Annotated in this window: 15 protein-coding genes and 1 pseudogene; 9 read left to right on the top strand and 7 right to left on the bottom strand. The window is 35.3% G+C overall.

From position 1 onward, the window contains the following. Window positions 1-134: 134 nt before the first annotated feature. The gene (locus AC1DS7_RS15760; RefSeq protein ID WP_002029713.1) at window positions 135-1,151 is read right to left on the bottom strand and encodes an LCP family glycopolymer transferase; all 1,017 of its coding nucleotides are present in this window, start codon (window positions 1,149-1,151) and stop codon (window positions 135-137) included. Between the two features lie 332 nt (window positions 1,152-1,483). Further along, window positions 1,484-2,662, bottom strand: a complete 1,179-nt coding sequence (locus AC1DS7_RS15755) for a NupC/NupG family nucleoside CNT transporter (RefSeq protein ID WP_000668860.1) — start codon at window positions 2,660-2,662, stop codon at window positions 1,484-1,486. Window positions 2,663-2,753: 91 nt separating this feature from the next. Between AC1DS7_RS15755 and gloA2 the strand changes: the two genes are divergently transcribed. From gloA2 to aspA, 3 genes are all read left to right on the top strand, one after another. Continuing rightward, a complete protein-coding gene (gene gloA2, locus AC1DS7_RS15750) occupies window positions 2,754-3,140 on the top strand; it encodes an SMU1112c/YaeR family gloxylase I-like metalloprotein (protein ID WP_001017670.1) in 387 nt (128 codons plus the stop codon). A gap of 107 nt (window positions 3,141-3,247) precedes the next feature. Beyond that, window positions 3,248-4,546 (top strand): hemolysin family protein, encoded by a 1,299-nt coding sequence (locus AC1DS7_RS15745; protein ID WP_002140341.1) that lies wholly within the window; start codon window positions 3,248-3,250, stop codon window positions 4,544-4,546. Window positions 4,547-4,727: 181 nt separating this feature from the next. Beyond that, entirely contained in the window at window positions 4,728-6,161 is a 1,434-nt protein-coding gene (aspA, locus tag AC1DS7_RS15740) for an aspartate ammonia-lyase (RefSeq protein ID WP_002091005.1), read from the top strand. A gap of 43 nt (window positions 6,162-6,204) precedes the next feature. Here aspA and AC1DS7_RS15735 read toward each other — a convergent pair whose 3' ends face one another. Together AC1DS7_RS15735 and AC1DS7_RS15730 are read right to left on the bottom strand one after the other, a co-directional pair. Then, entirely contained in the window at window positions 6,205-7,824 is a 1,620-nt protein-coding gene (locus AC1DS7_RS15735) for a lactate permease LctP family transporter (protein WP_002029741.1), read from the bottom strand. A gap of 203 nt (window positions 7,825-8,027) precedes the next feature. Next, window positions 8,028-8,417: a TlpA disulfide reductase family protein gene (locus tag AC1DS7_RS15730; protein WP_229193886.1), complete on the bottom strand. Its 390-nt coding sequence runs from the start codon at window positions 8,415-8,417 to the stop codon at window positions 8,028-8,030. Window positions 8,418-8,953: 536 nt separating this feature from the next. Here AC1DS7_RS15730 and AC1DS7_RS15725 point away from each other — a divergent pair. Both AC1DS7_RS15725 and AC1DS7_RS15720 read left to right on the top strand, forming a co-directional pair. Next, window positions 8,954-9,241 carry an ArsR/SmtB family transcription factor gene (locus tag AC1DS7_RS15725; protein ID WP_001075217.1) on the top strand — a complete coding sequence of 96 codons (288 nt, stop codon included), beginning with the start codon at window positions 8,954-8,956 and terminating at the stop codon, window positions 9,239-9,241. A gap of 207 nt (window positions 9,242-9,448) precedes the next feature. Then, window positions 9,449-9,628 (top strand): acid-soluble spore protein H, encoded by a 180-nt coding sequence (locus tag AC1DS7_RS15720; RefSeq protein ID WP_002091002.1) that lies wholly within the window; start codon window positions 9,449-9,451, stop codon window positions 9,626-9,628. A 40-nt stretch (window positions 9,629-9,668) separates the two neighbouring features. On the opposite strand, the gene AC1DS7_RS15715 is transcribed toward AC1DS7_RS15720, so the two are convergent. Both AC1DS7_RS15715 and AC1DS7_RS15710 read right to left on the bottom strand, forming a co-directional pair. Continuing rightward, window positions 9,669-11,054: a peptide MFS transporter gene (locus AC1DS7_RS15715; RefSeq protein WP_016093355.1), complete on the bottom strand. Its 1,386-nt coding sequence runs from the start codon at window positions 11,052-11,054 to the stop codon at window positions 9,669-9,671. A 381-nt stretch (window positions 11,055-11,435) separates the two neighbouring features. Next, complete coding sequence (locus AC1DS7_RS15710; protein WP_016101841.1) at window positions 11,436-12,404, bottom strand: ABC transporter substrate-binding protein; 969 nt, start codon at window positions 12,402-12,404, stop codon at window positions 11,436-11,438. Window positions 12,405-12,576: 172 nt separating this feature from the next. Between AC1DS7_RS15710 and AC1DS7_RS15705 the strand changes: the two genes are divergently transcribed. Genes AC1DS7_RS15705 through AC1DS7_RS15695 form a run of 3 tightly spaced genes read left to right on the top strand, consistent with a single transcriptional unit; the run spans window position 12,577 to window position 15,470 of the window. Beyond that, the gene (locus AC1DS7_RS15705; protein ID WP_002010489.1) at window positions 12,577-13,581 is read left to right on the top strand and encodes a FecCD family ABC transporter permease; all 1,005 of its coding nucleotides are present in this window, start codon (window positions 12,577-12,579) and stop codon (window positions 13,579-13,581) included. Continuing rightward, a complete protein-coding gene (locus AC1DS7_RS15700; RefSeq protein ID WP_016101840.1) occupies window positions 13,578-14,636 on the top strand; it encodes a FecCD family ABC transporter permease in 1,059 nt (352 codons plus the stop codon). Before AC1DS7_RS15705 ends, AC1DS7_RS15700 begins: the two co-directional genes overlap by 4 nt. A 12-nt stretch (window positions 14,637-14,648) precedes the next feature. Beyond that, window positions 14,649-15,470 (top strand): ABC transporter ATP-binding protein, encoded by an 822-nt coding sequence (locus AC1DS7_RS15695; protein WP_002188271.1) that lies wholly within the window; start codon window positions 14,649-14,651, stop codon window positions 15,468-15,470. Between the two features lie 32 nt (window positions 15,471-15,502). On the opposite strand, the pseudogene AC1DS7_RS15690 reads toward AC1DS7_RS15695, so the two are convergent. Beyond that, window positions 15,503-16,232, bottom strand: a pseudogene (locus AC1DS7_RS15690) (class I SAM-dependent methyltransferase). Window positions 16,233-16,444: 212 nt separating this feature from the next. On the opposite strand from AC1DS7_RS15690, the gene AC1DS7_RS15685 reads away from it, so the two are divergent. Then, entirely contained in the window at window positions 16,445-17,635 is a 1,191-nt protein-coding gene (locus AC1DS7_RS15685) for a glycine C-acetyltransferase (RefSeq protein WP_476999105.1), read from the top strand. Window positions 17,636-17,648 lie beyond the last annotated feature (13 nt).

The raw sequence follows: 17,648 nt of genomic DNA, 5'->3' as shown, positions 1-17,648 counted from the left end.
CACTACGTGTGTAATGTTTTCATAAAAAATGTTACACTGCTGTAATAATTGTCTCTTTTTGTCACAATATGCATGAGAAATATGTTGAAAATTATAATAAAAAGGCTGCTTAGAAAAATCTAGCAGCCTTTTTATTATAATTTTTTATGCTCATTTTTATTCGTAACACCGAGATGTTCTTGAAGTGTTGTCGATATATCATTAACACTCTTTTCGTTTGGAACGTAATAATAAATACCACCTATATATTTATCAGTACCTTCCACTTGCAATTTATCCATTTTTAAATTTGAATCCATTGAATTTTTTGCAATAGTCATCATATCATCAAAAGTTAAATTTGTTTTTAAGTCTGTATCGACAGCATCTAATAGGCTTCCGATTTTATTAATGGAATTGAGAGATAGGGCTTTTTCAGCAATAGCTTCTAAAACAAGTTGTTGTCGTTGACCGCGCATATAATCACTGTCAATATGGCGAGTTCTAGCTAGTGCAAGTGCTTCTTCTCCATTTAAATGTTGACGCCCTTTTTTTAGGTGAATTGCATCTGCTTCGTCGCTACTATTTTGTTCTGTGAACTCAACTGGAACGTCGACAGTTATACCACCTAGAGAATCAACAATCTTGATAAAGGATTTGAAATTAAATTTTACATAGTAATCAACTGGTACATCTAAAAATTTTTCTACTGTATCAATTGTGCTGTCTACACCACCAAATACATGTGCATGTGTAATTTTATCATATTTATCACGTGATTTAATGAAGACGCGTGAATCACGTGGAATGCTGACTAGTTTAACAGATTTATCATTTTTATTAATTGTTGCAAGTAGTAATGCATCTGTACGAGTCGCTTTTCCGTAACCTTTTTCCCTGATATCACTTTCATCAACACCCATGATCAGGACAGAAATATTATCAGTCATAGGTTTAACAGCTTTTTCACGTTTGCTGGATTTATCTCCTCGGCCGAGTTCAGAATAAGCGTTGCTTAAGACGGATTTTGCTTTACTGTATATATGGAAGGAATAGCCTCCTGCTCCCATTGCTACAATAAGTAATGGAATAAGAATGAACCAAAGTAGGCGCTTTTTCTTTGAGCGTCCTTTTTTGGCTCGAGTTTCGTTGTTAATGTCGGATTTCATCATTTTTTCTCCTTTAAAACAATCAAAGTGTATACATCTAGAAGCGTATTAAAACACATAAAAAATATTTTACGCTAAATAAAAGGTATTGTACATGTATAAAAAATAGATGTATTGATTATTTATCCCGCATTAACGGGCAGTAAAACTCCCACCTCAAAGTCCAGCGAATGCAAGGAAGTTAGGTGGGAGATAACTGCCCGTAAATGCCCGATTGGTGAGGGCTAATAATCAGTGGGGGATAGCCCCCTCTGATTAAAGTTTCACTTTATAAGACATCTATTCGTTATTGTATACAAAAGACAGGGATAAGAAAATGATAAAATTTTACCTAATTAAAGCATAATACTTACAATAATCGCAGATAAAATACTAACAAGAGTAGCGCCGTATAGTAATTTTAGGCCGAAGCGGGCAACAACATTTCCTTGTTCTTCGTTTAACCCTTTTACCGCACCGGAAATAATTCCAATGGAAGAAAAGTTGGCAAAAGAAACGAGGAAGACAGAAATAATACCAACTGTACGGATAGAGAGAGTGCTGGAAATTTTACTAAGATCCATCATTGCTACAAATTCATTTGTTACAAGCTTTGTTGCCATAATGCTACCCGCTGTGACAATTTCAGAACTTGGTACGCCGATAAGAAATGCAATAGGGGCGAATACATAGCCTATTAATTGTTGGAAAGTAATGCCGAATATAATGAGGAATAGGTCATTAATGCAACTCATTAATGCGACGAATCCAATGAGCATAGCACCGACGACAATTGCTACACGAAAACCATCAAGAATGTATTCTCCAAGCATTTCAAAGAAACTTTGTTTTTCCCCTTTTATTACCAAAATGTCTTCATCATCGTTAACGTCGTAAGGGTTAATAATGAGTACGATAATAAAACCACTAAATAAATTGAGAACGAGTGCGGTTACTACATATTTTGGTTCAATCATTGTCATATAGGCACCGACAATGGACATAGATACTGTTGACATAGCAGAGGCGCAAAGTGTATATAGTCGATGTTTTGGAATTTGGGCTAATTGTTTTTTAACCGTAATAAAAACTTCTGATTGGCCGACAATAGCGGAAGCGATGGCGTTGTAAGATTCTAATTTCCCAAGACCATTTATTTTACTAAGAAAGAAACCAATCCAACGAATAAAGAATGGTAGTATTTTGAAATGTTGTAATATACCAATTAAGACGGAGATAAAGACAATCGGTAATAATACGTTAAGGAAAAATGGCATTTCCCCTTTATTTGCAAGACCGCCAAATACAAAGTTTATACCACTGGCAGCATACTCAAGTAGCCTCGTAAACAGGCTAGAAATTACCGTAATAAGTATGAGACCAATTTCTGTATTTAATAATAAATAGGTTAAAATTAATTGTATAATAAGCATGATAAAAATTGGTTTAAATTTAATATGTTTCTTATTGTTGCTAGCAATATAAGCAAGGAAGAAAACAACGATAAGTCCCACGAAAAAAGTAATAAATTTCATAGTAAGCCCCCTAAAAGAGATATTCTGCTATATATGTTTTTCATTTCAAGGGAGAATATGCATCTTTGGTAAAGAAAGGAATAGAGAGAGCATGAATATATGTAGAGTGCACCACGTTGCAATTATTTGTTCGAATTATGAACTGTCAAAGGATTTTTATACTCGGATATTAGGTTTTAAAGCGATAAATGAAGTATATAGAAAAGAACGAGATTCTTATAAGTTAGATTTATGTGTAGGGGAAGAGTATCAAATTGAATTATTTTCATTTCCTAGTCCACCTGAGCGCCCAAGTTTTCCAGAAGCAGCTGGACTTAGACATTTAGCATTTGCTGTTACAAATATAGAAGAAGCTGTAAACCATTTAAAACAATGCGGTGTGGAGACTGAAGCGATACGTATGGATGAAATTACGGATAAAAAATTTGTCTTTTTCCAAGATCCTGATGGCTTGCCTTTAGAATTGTATGAGGCTTGAAATTGGTGAATTTTATATAGGGTTGCTTTCAAATAAATGAAGAAACTAAAGTGAAACTTCTTTTTTAAAGGAGGTGTAACTTTAGCTAAGAAAGCTAAAGGACATATGTGGATATTTTAAAATTACTGATGGTAGCCATCCTTATTGCGTTAACAGCATTTTTTGTGGCTGTTGAGTTTGCAATTATTAAGGTGCGTAGCAGTCGTATTGATCAACTCGTTAGTGAAAAACGACGAGGAGCATTGGCAGCTAAAAAAGTAACTTCGAATTTAGATGAGTATTTATCAGCATGTCAGTTAGGTATTACAATTACTGCTTTAGGGCTTGGGTGGTTAGGAGAGCCCACTATAAAACATATACTCGAGCCGTTGTTTTTAAAACTACACTTATCTCCTGCAATTGCAAGTACAGTTTCATTTATTATTGCCTTTGCAGTTATTACGTTTTTACATGTTGTCATTGGTGAACTTGCTCCGAAGACGCTCGCTATACAAAGGGCAGAGCAAGTTAGCTTATTATTATCGAAGCCAATTATTTACTTTTACCGAGTAATGTATCCGTTTATTTGGGCTTTAAATGGTTCTGCAAGGCTTGTAACAGGGTTATTCGGATTACATCCGGCTTCTGAACATGAAGTAGCTCATTCGGAGGAAGAATTACGATTAATCTTATCTGAGAGTTATGAGAGTGGAGAGATTAATCAAAGGGAATTTAAATATGTAAATAATATTTTTGAATTCGATAATAGAGTCGCAAAGGAAATTATGGTACCTCGTACGGAAGTTGTAGGTTTATATGAGGACGAACCATTTGAAACACATATTAAAATAATCGCACAAGAAAAGTACACGAGATATCCCGTATTTGGTGAAGATAAAGATGAAATTATTGGGATGGTTAATGTAAAGGATTTATTTATTCGTTATATGGATGGTAATCGAGAAGAGGGGTGCTCGATTACGCCATATACAAGACCAGTTATTGAAGTGTTAGAAAATATCCCTATTCATGATTTGCTATTACAAATGCAAAGAAAACGAATTCCATTAGCTGTATTATATGATGAATATGGTGGTACAGCGGGGATCGTTACACTAGAAGATATTTTAGAAGAAATTGTTGGAGAAATCCGAGATGAATACGATGAAGATGAACACCCGCCTATAGAGCATATAAGTGAAGGGTGTAAAATCGTAGAGGGAAAAGTGCTTATTAGTGAAGTAAATGATTTATTTGGCATACACTTAATCGCTGATGATGTAGATACAATTGGTGGCTGGATTATGGTACAAAAGCAAATCGTTGCTGAAGGAGATATTATTGAAAAACACGGCTTTTCTTTTAAAGTTCTTGAAAAGGATATGCATCAAATTAAGCGAGTTGAAATAAAGAAAGTAGAAGAATGAATGGATTTTCTATTATATAAACTTTAATAAAAAGTATATATAGAAAAATAAATGTTTGCGCTTTCAAAAAAGGTGCTATATAGTGAAAGTGGATACTGAAGAATTCATTTAATGATACTCGTATTTTATAGGGCGAATTCTTTAGATAAGGATTTAGAATGAAAAGTATAGGTGATGAAAAATGATAGCAACGAAGGATATACGTATAGAAAAAGATTTTTTAGGTGAAAAGGAAGTACCGAGTGTAGCTTATTATGGTGTACAAACATTACGTGCCGTAGAAAACTTTCCTATTACAGGATACCGCATTCATCCGTCACTCATTACGGCAATGGCAATTGTAAAAAAAGCGGCAGCGCTTGCGAATATAGATACAGGTTATTTAGCTAAAGATATCGGACAAGAAATTGCAGAAGCGGCACAAGAGATTGTTGATGGAAAGTTCCATGATCAATTTATCGTAGACCCGATTCAAGGCGGAGCAGGTACTTCAATTAATATGAATACTAATGAAGTAATTGCAAATAGAGCCTTGGAACGTATGGGATACGAAAAAGGTGAATATGCGAAAATTAGCCCAAACACTCATGTGAACATGGCCCAATCAACAAATGATGCGTTTCCAACTGGGATTCATATAGCAACTCTTATGATGCTGGAAGAACTTCTTGTTACAATGGAAGAACTTCACTCTGCTTTTCATGATAAAGCAAAAGAGTTTGATCACGTTATTAAAATGGGGCGTACGCATTTGCAAGATGCAGTTCCAATTCGCCTTGGGCAAGAATTTGAAGCATATAGCAGAGTGCTAGAGCGTGATATAAAAAGAATTAAACAGTCTCGTCAACATTTATACGAAGTTAATATGGGTGCGACAGCTGTCGGTACGGGATTAAATGCAAACCCTACTTATATAGAACAAGTTGTGAAGCATTTACGAACTTTTAGTGGTTTCCCTCTTGTTGGTGCAGAGCACTTAGTTGATGCGACGCAAAACACAGATGCATATACAGAAGTATCTGCAGCACTAAAAGTATGTATGATGAATATGTCTAAAATTGCAAATGACCTTCGTATTATGGCGTCTGGTCCACGTGTTGGGTTGGCGGAAATTCAATTACCAGCTCGTCAACCAGGTTCATCTATTATGCCGGGTAAAGTAAATCCAGTTATGGCAGAAGTAATTAACCAAGTTGCTTTCCAAGTAATTGGAAATGACCATACAATTTGCCTAGCGTCAGAAGCTGGACAATTAGAGTTAAATGTAATGGAGCCGGTATTAGTATTTAATTTAATTCAATCCATCAGTATTATGAACAATGGATTCCGTGTATTCCGTGAATATTGTATTAAAGGAATTACAGCGAATGAAGAGTTGCTTAAGCAATATGTTGAAAAAAGTGTTGGAGTTATTACAGCAGTGAATCCTCATATTGGTTATGAAGCAGCTTCTCGCATTGCACGTGAAGCAATCGCGACAGGAAAGTCTGTTAGGGAGCTATGCTTAGAACATGGTGTACTTACAGCAGAAGAGCTTGATATTATTTTGGACCCATACGAAATGACGCATCCTGAAATTGCTGGTGCATCTTTATTAAAAAATAAAAAAGTATAAAATAAAACACCGATCCCCCTTATATAGGGATCGGTGTTTTATTTTAAAAGATATTAAATACAGAGTTAAGTTGAAGTAAGCTAATAATAGCTAAGAAGATTAAACTATATTTCATTACTATTTTAAATAGAGCAGATTCTTGACCAACTAGTCCAACTGCTGCACAAGCAACTGCTACAGATTGTGGTGAAACCATTTTTGCGATTGTACCACCAACTACGTTTAATGAAACGAGAGTAGATGGTACGATGTTTAACTGATCGGCAGTTACTGCTTGAAGTGGTGCGAATAATGAACCACTTGATACGACTGAACCTGTAATGAATACGCCAATCCATCCTAAGATTGGAGAAAGAACTGGGAATGCATTTCCCGTAGAAGAGAATGCAAGTCCAAGTGTAGATGACATACCAGAGTAGTTTTCTACGTAAGCTAAAGCGATAACGCTACAAATTGTATATACTGGAACTTTTAGTTCTTTTATTGTTTCGATCATTAATTCTTTAATCATTTTGCCGTTTACACGGTAGACGATAAGTGAAACGATGATTGCTAATACAATCGCAGTAGTTGTAGAAGAGAATACATCTAGTTTGAAAATCGCTGCGAAAGGTGTATCAGCCTTTGTAATTGGTGCAGTTTTCATAACCGCATTATGAAGACCAGGGAATTGAATGTTAAATACTAAGTTTGCCAATGGACCATCCGGAGCAAATAAAGCTTTAATTGGTTTTAAATTAAAGATTGTTACAAATGCAGTTAAGAATACGAATGGGGACCAAGCATATAAAATTTGATTGAATGTATGAGATTCTTTTTCTTCTTGTTTTTCTTCTTTAGCAGAAGATTTTGGTTGCCAAACACGTAAGAATAATGTAAGAGCGACCATACTTACGACTGCTGCGAAAATATTAGTAAGTTCAGCGCCTAAGAAGTAAGTCACAAGGAACTGAGTAATTGCGAAAGAAACACCACTTACAAGAATACCTTGCCAAGTTTCTTTAATGCCTTTAAATCCATCTACCATTGAAACAAGTAAGAACGGTAAAACAATGCTAATGAATGGCAAAATGTAAACAGCTTGACGACCGACAGTTAATGCATCTAGCCCAGTTAATTGTGCAGGTACTGTAACTGGAATACCCATAGCACCCATAGCACCACCAGCGATATTAGCTACTAAGCAAATACCTGCTGCTTTTAATGGATTAAAGCCCATACCTACAAGTAATGCAGCTGTAATAGCAACTGGAACACCGAAACCAGCTGCGCCTTCTAAGAAAGCACCGAAAGAATAAGCGATTAATAATACTTGTAAACGCTGATCATTTGTAATACTTGAAATGCTATCACGAATGACATTGAATTGTTCTGTTTTAACAGTTAATTTGTAAAGGAAGATAGCTGCGATAACGATAGTACAAATTGGATAAAATCCAGATAAAACACCGAATCCGGCAGATGCTACAGCTACAGTTGCGGGCATTTTATAAACAAATATAGCAAGAATAATAGCGACGATCACACTATAAAGCCCAGCCATGTAACCTTTCATTTTGAATCCCACTAAACAAATAATGAAGCAAAAAATTGGGAGTGCTGCGATTAGTGCAGATAACCAAATATTGTTTAATGGGTCATAAATTTGTGTCCAAGTACTCATAATAATGACAACTCCTATCTATTATATGTGAAGAAATTCACATTATTTGTGAAACTATTCACAATCAACTTACATGCTTAGTATATTCTCCTTCAACACTATTGTCAACGTGAAAAAGTATAATTATTCCATAATAGTATTAAAAGTAACATTTTGTTCATAAAGTAGACAAAAAGCGTAATCAAATTGATTTGAATACGCTTTTATAAATTATTGACATATTCTTTCATTTTTTCATATGTCATTGGTCCTACATGCTTATATTGAATAACACCGTTTGAATCGATGACAAAAGATGTTGGAATACTGATAATTTGATATGCAGCACTTGCCTGTCCTTTCTGATCTAATAGGACGGGGAAGGTATATTTGTTTTCTTCAAGAAATTGTTTAACATTGTTCGGGTCTTTTTCAGTAGCTGTCGCATTTACAGCAACAAGTTCAATCCCCATATCTTTAGTATCGTGATAAAACTTTTCCATATCAGGCATTTCTATTTTGCATGGACCACACCAGCTTGCCCAAAAGTTCAATATTACTTTTTTTCCTTTATAGTCTGTAAGACGAACTTCTTGACCAGTGGTTGTTTCCAGAAGGAAATCGAGGGCAACATTGCCAACTTCAGTTCCAATGGGGATGTTTGATTTTGAAGCTATATCTTCTTTTTTGTCTAATAGGAAGTGATTGATAATAGTCCAGCCAACCGCAATGCTAAGTAACACAATAATAAACCATTTTTTAATACTACATCCTCCTTACTTAAATTTCCATTTCCATCGTAACAAATTGGTTAAATATGGTCAAATTACTTTACGATAGGTTATCAATTATGGACGGTATTTTACAATATCATTACTGTACATTTCAGTAAGGTGAAAATATAACAAAAAGGCTGATAAAACAACGTTTGTAAGCAAAGTATCACTAGCCTTTTGTTTTGCTTTTTTATTGTATCATATAGTATAATATTCAAAATCAGGAGGGATTTTTTCCTGAACTGTGTGCTGATAAAAGGAGGAAAAATTTTTCAGCATTATAGGTTGATAAAGTTATGTCGTAACAGGAAATATAAGAACAGATATATAAATAAATAATAAAGAAAATAAAAAACGAAAATGAGGGGAACTTTATGAACCAAAATCAATTTGACTGTCGTATTTCAGAAGAAGACGTACAGATGTTAAGAGCATTAGCTCATCCACTTCGTCTACGTTTAGTAATGGAACTAATGCAGCGTGGAACATGTAATGTAACACAATTACAAGAGGTATTAGAAATACCACAATCAACTGTTTCACAGCATTTAACGAAATTAAAGCAAAATAAAGTAGTACGCTTTGAGAGACGCGGGTTAGAAGTGTATTATCAAATTCATAACGATAAAGTAAGTGAAGTAGTAAAAACATTATTTTCTTAATTTTTGAATATTATGGAAAAAAGACGTGTGAAATATACGTCTTTTTTTATTTGGGAAGGATCTAATAATAGGAAGATTTGAGAGCGTATATATTAGCGCGTGAGCAAGAAACAAACTATCGGTTGAAGTGCTAAATTGATGGAATATATTTTGAAGGGATATGAAAAGATAGAAAGGAGTGTAGTAAGAAAAAGGAGGGATAGTAGTATGGATGTGACACGTGTGAAACAAATCTTATCTTCTTCAAGTAGAATTGACGTTACATATGAAGGCGTACCAGTATGGATTGAGAGCTGTGACGAGCAGAGCGGAGTTGCTCAAGTGTATGACGTATCTAATCCTGATGAGAGCGTTCATGTGGACGTGACGGCTTTAGAGGAGAAATAATAAAAAAGACGCTTCTAATTTTAGAAGCGTCTTTTTTGTGTTATTCCATCATACTCGCAACTTTTTTAGAGAAGAGAAGGAGTACAAATCCTAAGACGATAACGATAATACCGATACTTGCAAATACTTCAAGGTATCCTAATGATTGTGTAAATGAAGCAAGTTTACCTGCTAACCAGTTAGCCATACCCGTACCAGCTAACCATACCCCCATTAGTAATGATGCTAATTTTACAGGAGCAATCGCACTTACCATTGATAGACCGATTGGTGATAAGAATAACTCACCAATTGTATGGAAGAGATAAGTGATAACGATGAATAATAAGTTCGCTTTTACAGTTATATCTGCTTCACTACTTCCAGTCTTTAGAACTGCTAATGTTAAAGCAAGGTAACCTATACCTAGTAAAATCATACCTAATGCCATTTTTGTTGGCACTTTTAAATCACCGCGTTTTGTTTTAGAAAGTTTTAACCATAACATAGATACGAATGGTGCAAGTAGTACGATGAATGCTGGGTTAACTGATTGGAACCAAGAGGTTGGAACTTCCCAACCGAAAATTGTACGATCAACAAATTTATCTGTATAAAGTGTTAGAGAACTACCAGCTTGTTCAAATCCTGCCCAGAAGAATACTACGAAACAAGTTAAAATGACAATTGCCCAAGTACGATTTTTCTCTTGCTTTGTTAAAGGTTTCTTTTCGATTACAGGTTGATTTTTTGATTTTTTACCGACAACTGTTGTTCCTGCTTTACCAAGGTAACGAGGAGCTAATAAGTTGAAAACAATTTGTCCAATAATCATACCGATACAAGCTGCTAAGAATCCGTATTTATATCCCATAACAATAACGCCATTAGCGCTTGTTTTAAAGAAATCTTCTGCTAAAAATCCACAAATAAGTGGAGCGAAGAAAGCACCTACGTTAATACCCATATAGAAGATAGTAAATGCACTGTCACGACGTGAATCATTTTCACCATACAATTCACCTAACAGTGTAGAAATATTTGGTTTGAAGAATCCATTACCAATAACTAATAGTATTAATCCAAGGAGTAGTCCTGTTTTTGTATTCATTGAGAATAGTACAAAGTTTCCGATTGCCATAATAATTCCGCCGAGAGTAATGGCATGACGTCTTGTAATATAATGATCCGTTAGCCATCCGCCTATAATTGGCATGAAATATACTGCCGCTGTAAAAGTACCGTATAATTGTACTGCGACTGCTTTATCAAATCCTAACCCGCCACTAACAGCAGCAGTTGTTAAATAAAGAACTAAAAGGCCGCGCATTCCATAGTAACTAAATCTTTCCCACATTTCTGTTAAGAACAACAAATACAACCCTGGTGGATGTTTTTTTGGTGATTGTTGCTCTCCAGCTTTGTCTAATTTTAAAGCTGCATCCATTTTTGTTTCCCCCTAATCCTGTATAACGGATATTTATGTAATCATTTTAATTTACAAAATATTTAGAAGTCAATAGAATTATATGGAAATAGAAAGAAAATTTCTAAAAAAGTTCTATTGTTCTTCAACCGTTATTGTATTTTGCCCTGAAAACTCGATAATAAGCGTTTTCAAATGTAGTAATTGAATTCTAAACGAATTCAAAATAGTGATTAATCAGAAAATTTAGATTAAAATATTTATTCTGATATAGAGAAAAAATATTTTATTTACTTTTATAATATAACATATTGGGAATAAAAATACAAAATGAAATAATGTGACACTTCAGTGAAATGAAAAAAAACAGCTCCATAAAAGAGGGAGCTGGTTAGAATGAAATTATTTAACAAAGCGTTTTTCAATATCATCTAGTAGTAAGTTAGCGGCCATTACACCGCCAGCTGTATTCCAAATAACGTCGTCAACTTTGTATGCTTTTCCGTTCTTTACTGCATTTAAGTTTTTAAAGAGAGGGTCGTTTATATATTCTTTTTCTAGTTCAGAACCTTTTTTCTCATTGCCTTTATCGAATGTGAAGTAGAATAATACATCGCCATCCATTGCCGAAATACGCTCTTTAGATACGTTACGTTCTGCGAAATCATCTTTGTTTTGATCTCCAGGACGTTTAAATCCAAGTTCTTTTAAAATAACACCAGAGAATGTATCGCCATGATAAATACGAACATCACCAGGCATAAAACGTACCATAGAAATTTCTTGATTTACTTTATCGCCAAGTTGGCCTTTCAAATCTTTCATACGTTTTTCGTAATCAGCTAAAACCTTTTGACCTTCTTTTTCTTTATTTAAAGCCTTTGCATAAAATGTGAAGTTATCTTTCCATTCACCGCGTAATGTTTCAGAGAACACAGTAGGTGCGATTGCTTTTAGTTGCTCGTACACTTTTTCGTGACGCATTTTGTTACCGATAATTAAGTCTGGTTTTAAAGAAGCAATCGTTTCAACGTTAACTTGTCCTTCGTCGCCAACAACTTTTACATCTTTCATTTTATCCTTAATATGTGGATACCACGGATCACCAGTCCAAGACTTTACAGCACCAACGGGTTTCACACCTAATTCAAGTAAAGCTTCAGTTCCTTCATTCGTTAAAATAACTACACGTTTTGGATTAGCAGGAACTTCTGTTTTACCCATTGCGTGTTCAACGGTAATCATTTCTTTTTTATTATCTTCTTTTGTTGATTCTTCTTTGTTATTTGATTTTCCACAAGCACTTAAAAGAAGTGAAAAAGCTAGTAGAAATACAAATACTGTAAACGATTTCTTTTGCATGAAATTCATTATGTACCCCCTACATGTTGAGAATATTTTTCAATAGCAAGCATGATATTAAGCTTTTATCTTTTGATTGTCAATATATATTACTGAAAATAGTTCTCATTATCGTTGACAATGAGAATTAAGTTGAAATACACTTACAACGTATCATTATACATTGAAGGGGAAACGCTGCATGTTATTAAAAACAAATCAAGCAAAATGGATTGGATTATTTGTTGGAATCGTTGCAGTCGTTATTTGTATTTGGGGAAGTATTATTTTCGGATATACAAATACGAGCTGGAAATTAGCTTTAGATGCTTTTTTCCATTTTAATGGTTCAAATGAGCATATTATTATTCAAAATGTGCGTCTACCAAGGGCGTTAATTGCAGCAAGTGTTGGTGCTAGTTTAGCCATTGCGGGTTGTTTAATGCAAACTTTAACAAAGAATCCGCTTGCTTCTCCAGATTTTATTGGATTAAATTCAGGCGCTGCGTTCTTTATAGTTGTAGCAATTGTACTCTTTTCCGTGACATCATTATCAGCTTTCACATGGATTGCCTTTTTAGGAGCGGCAGTTGCAGCAGTACTTGTATTTGCCTCTAGTTCTTTAGGAAAAGAAGGGACAACGCCTCTTAAGTTAACATTAGCAGGTGTAGCGATAAGCGCTTTATTTTCATCATTAACACAAGGGTTACTTGTATTAAATGAAAAAGCATTTGAAGAAGTGTTATTTTGGCTTGCCGGATCTGTGCAAGGAAGAAAGTTAGAGATTTTACAATCAGTATTCCCGTATTTATTAATAGGCTGGATTGCATCTTTTATGATGGCAGGGAAAGTAAATACATTAATGATGGGGGAAGATGTCGCAAAGGGGCTCGGACAACGAACGATTTTAATGAAATCATTCGTGTTACTTATTATTGTACTGTTGTCTGGTGGTTCAGTTGCGGTTGCTGGTCCAATTGGATTTATTGGCATCGTTACTCCTCATTTCGCAAGAGCTCTTGTTGGGGTAGATCACAGATGGAGAGTACCCTATAGCGGATTGTTAGGTGCAATACTATTAATCTTGGCTGATATAGCAGCAAGATATGTCATTATGCCACAAGAAGTACCAGTAGGGGTTATGACAGCATTTATCGGGGCCCCATTCTTTATTTATATTGCACGTAAGAGAGGGCTTAGCAAATGAAGAAGTATATTCCGTTTCGTATTGGAAAAGGCGAGCTCTCGTTTTTAATGTATAAACGAGCTTGTCTCGTCTTATTGAGTTTACTAGTTGTTTTAATAGGATTATTTTTTGCGAGTGCAGGTATGGGAGATATGAAAATTGCTCCTTATGACGTATGGCAAGCGATTACCGGAAATGGTGATGCGATGTCAAATATGGTTGTAAATAAATTTCGTATGCCACGTATTTTAATTGCTATCCTCGTAGGAATTGCGCTTGCGGTAGCGGGCTGTATTTTACAAGGGCTCGTTCGAAACCCACTTGCTTCTCCTGATATCATCGGAATTACGGGCGGGGCAAGTGTTGCAGTTGTACTCTTTTTAGCTATATTTAGTGATAAAAACAATGCGTTAACAGTAAGCATTCATTATATGCCGCTAGCAGCTTTTGCTGGGGCAACAATTGTAGCGTTTTTTGTATATTTATTTGCCTGGAAAAATGATGGATTATCACCGATTAGTCTCGTTTTAATTGGTGTTGGATTTTGGGCATTAACGAAAGCAGCAACAACTTTATTTATGTTGTTAGCGCCAATTTATCAAGCAAGTCAAGCGAATGTATGGATCACAGGTACTGTTTACGGTTCTTCATGGCAAAATGTTATGGTACTTGCGCCGTGGGTTCTTATTTTAACGGTAATATCATTTATAGCGGCTAGACATTTAAATGCTCAAGAGTTAGGGGATGATATTGCGGTAGGACTGGGTGTTCCTTTAACGAAGTCACGCGTATTCATGTTATTACTTAGTACAGCTTTAATTGGCGGGGCAGTTGCCTTTGCAGGAGGAATTGGATTTGTTGGTTTAATGGCACCTCATATTTCGCGAAGATTAGTTGGCTCTTTCTACGGTGCATTGCTCCCAGTTGCGGCGATTATCGGTGCAATTCTAGTACTCGCTGCAGATTTAATTGGGCGTACAGTTTTCGCACCACTTGAAATTCCAGCAGGGGTATTTACATCAGCAATTGGTGCACCTTATTTTATTTATTTACTTTATAAAAGTCGGAATTCATAAAGGGAGATGAATATGCAAAAAGCATTGGAGACGAAACGCTTGACGCTGTCGTATGGTGAAACGATTATTATTGATGAGCTGAATTTAGAAATTCCAAAAGGGGAAATTACAATCTTCATCGGTTCTAACGGTTGTGGGAAATCAACTTTATTACGTTCACTAGCTAGATTATTAAAGCCAACAACCGGTGACATTTTGTTAGATAATCAAGCAATTCAAAGTATGCAAACGAAGCAAATTGCTCGCCAAATGGCAATTTTACCGCAAGGGCCACAAGCTCCAGAAGGACTTACAGTATTGCAACTTGTAAAGCAAGGACGTTATCCATATCAAACATGGCTGAAGCAATGGTCCGAAAAAGATGAGGAAATGGTACAAAAAGCGCTTGCTGCAACGGGTATGACAGAATTTGCTGAGCGTGATGTTCATGCCCTTTCAGGTGGACAACGTCAACGTGCTTGGATTGCAATGACCCTTGCACAAGATACAGATATTATTTTGCTTGATGAGCCGACTACATATTTAGATATGACGCACCAAATTGAAGTGTTAGATTTATTATTCGAATTAAATGAAACAGAGAAAAGAACGATTGTTATGGTATTGCACGATTTAAATTTGGCATGTCGTTATGCAGACAACATTGTAGCTATTCAAGATAAACAAATATATGCGCAAGGTAAACCAGAAGAAGTTATTGACCAGAAGTTAGTTCGGGATGTATTCCGTATGGAGTGTCAAATAAGCGCTGATCCGTTATTTGGGACACCGCTCTGTATCCCGCATGGAAGAGGAAGACGTGTATTTAAAGAGGCTGTTCAGGCGATGAGATAACGAAAAAAGACGATGAGGATTCATCGTCTTTTTTATTTTCGGCAAGAAAATAATAGAAAAAGGGGAATACGTAAACGTCGTTCATATTCTTCTTCATCTTGAAAACAGTTTCGATTTGGTGTAGCTTCTTTTAAGCTTGTAATCGTAAATCCGGCTTGTTGTAATAATGTAAAATATTCTTCCGTAGTCCGGTGATATTTAATAACTTCTTGATCAATCCATGGCTCAACTCGTTTTCCTGTTTCGAAATAATCATCGACGAGCCAACTAGTTCTTTTACCACTCGTTTGCAAGCTTTCAAATGAAGAGGTAATAACGGGATGTTGAACGCTAAAGGTGAAGGTTCCGTTTGTTTTTAAAGTTTGAAACACATTTTGAAAAATGATATCAAGGTGTTCAATATAATGTAAGGCGAGTCTAGATGTTACTAAATCAAAAGTAGAAGGAGGGTATGTGTAGTCTTTGAGGTTTAAAAAATGAACGGTGCCATTTTTATTTTCTAGTTGTTTTTTAGCTTTTTCATACATAAGCTCGGAGCCTTCAATACCAGTGTAAGAGTGGCATCCATGTTCTAATAATTCTTCGCCGAATTTAGCCACCACAATCTAAATCGAGGATTTGTTTTCCAGTTACATTGCCAATGAGCTGAAAGAATGCTGGTTTTTCAAGGGATTCGTTTGGACTATTTTCTCGATATCTTCGCTGCATATATTGCTCTAAAAACGATTCGTTATTATATACATCAGATTCAGTAAACGCCATTTTAAAAGCCTCCTAAATATTTTTTTAATTCTATCAAATATGAAAAGTAAATGATAGATTTCTTGTAATGAATCATTTATAATCTAAAATTGTAAGCGGTTTCTTTAAACTATTTTTCTATAATAAATTCTGAAAACGTGTTAAGCTATTAGAGGGATTATTAGAACTATTAAGATAATAATCCGCTTACATGAACGATGGGAGGCTTCACGATGTCTAGTAAAACACTTGCAAATTTTTTAGAAGAAAATTTAGAGGATTTAAAATCAAAGGGGCTTTATAACGTAATTGATCCGCTTGAAAGTCCAAATGGGCCGATTATTACAATTGGCGGAAAAGAATATATTAACTTATCTTCAAACAACTACCTTGGATTAGCGACTGATAATCGCTTACAAGAAGCAGCAATTGGTGCAATTCATAAGTACGGCGTTGGAGCAGGAGCTGTTCGTACAATTAACGGTACTTTAGATTTGCATATTAAATTAGAAGAAACAATTGCAAAGTTTAAACATACAGAAGCAGCAATTGCTTATCAATCAGGATTTAACTGTAATATGGCAGCGATTTCAGCTGTTATGGATAAAAATGATGCGATTCTTTCGGATGAATTAAACCATGCATCTATTATTGATGGTAGTCGTCTATCAAGAGCGAAAATCATCGTTTATAAGCATTCTGATATGGAAGATTTACGCAAAAAAGCAATCGAGGCAAAAGAATCAGGTCTTTATAATAAATTAATGGTTATTACAGACGGTGTTTTCTCAATGGATGGAGATATTGCAAAATTACCAGAGATTGTTGAAATTGCAGAAGAACTGGATTTAATGACATATGTAGATGATGCACACGGTTCAGGTGTACTTGGCAAAGGTGCAGGTACTGTAAAACATTTCGGCCTTTCTGATAAAGTTGATTTCCAAATTGGTACATTATCAAAAGCAATTGGGGTAATTGGTGGATATGTAGCTGGGAAACAAAACTTAATCGATTGGTTAAAAGTGCGTTCACGTCCATTCTTATTCTCAACAGCTTTAACACCAGCTGATGCAGCTGCTTGTATGAGATCAATTGAAATTCTAATGGAAAGCACAGAGTTACACGATCGTTTATGGGAAAATGGTCGCTATTTAAAACAAGGGTTAAAAGAACTTGGCTTTAACATTGGAAAAAGTGAAACACCAATTACACCTTGTATTATTGGTGATGAAGTATTAACACAAGAATTTAGTAAACGTCTAAATGAAGAAGGCGTTTACGCAAAATCTATCGTATTCCCAACCGTAGCAAAAGGAATGGGACGCGTTCGTAATATGCCTACAGCAGCTCATACGAAAGAAATGCTAGATGAAGCAATTCGTAAGTATGAAAAAGTAGGGAAAGAAATGGGTATCATTTAAGTAACGACATCTT

The sequence above is a fragment of the Bacillus sp. P4_E1 genome (assembly GCF_056401715.1).
The sequence above is the reverse complement of the archived record's forward strand: the minus strand, read 5'-3'. Positions and strand labels throughout refer to the sequence as shown.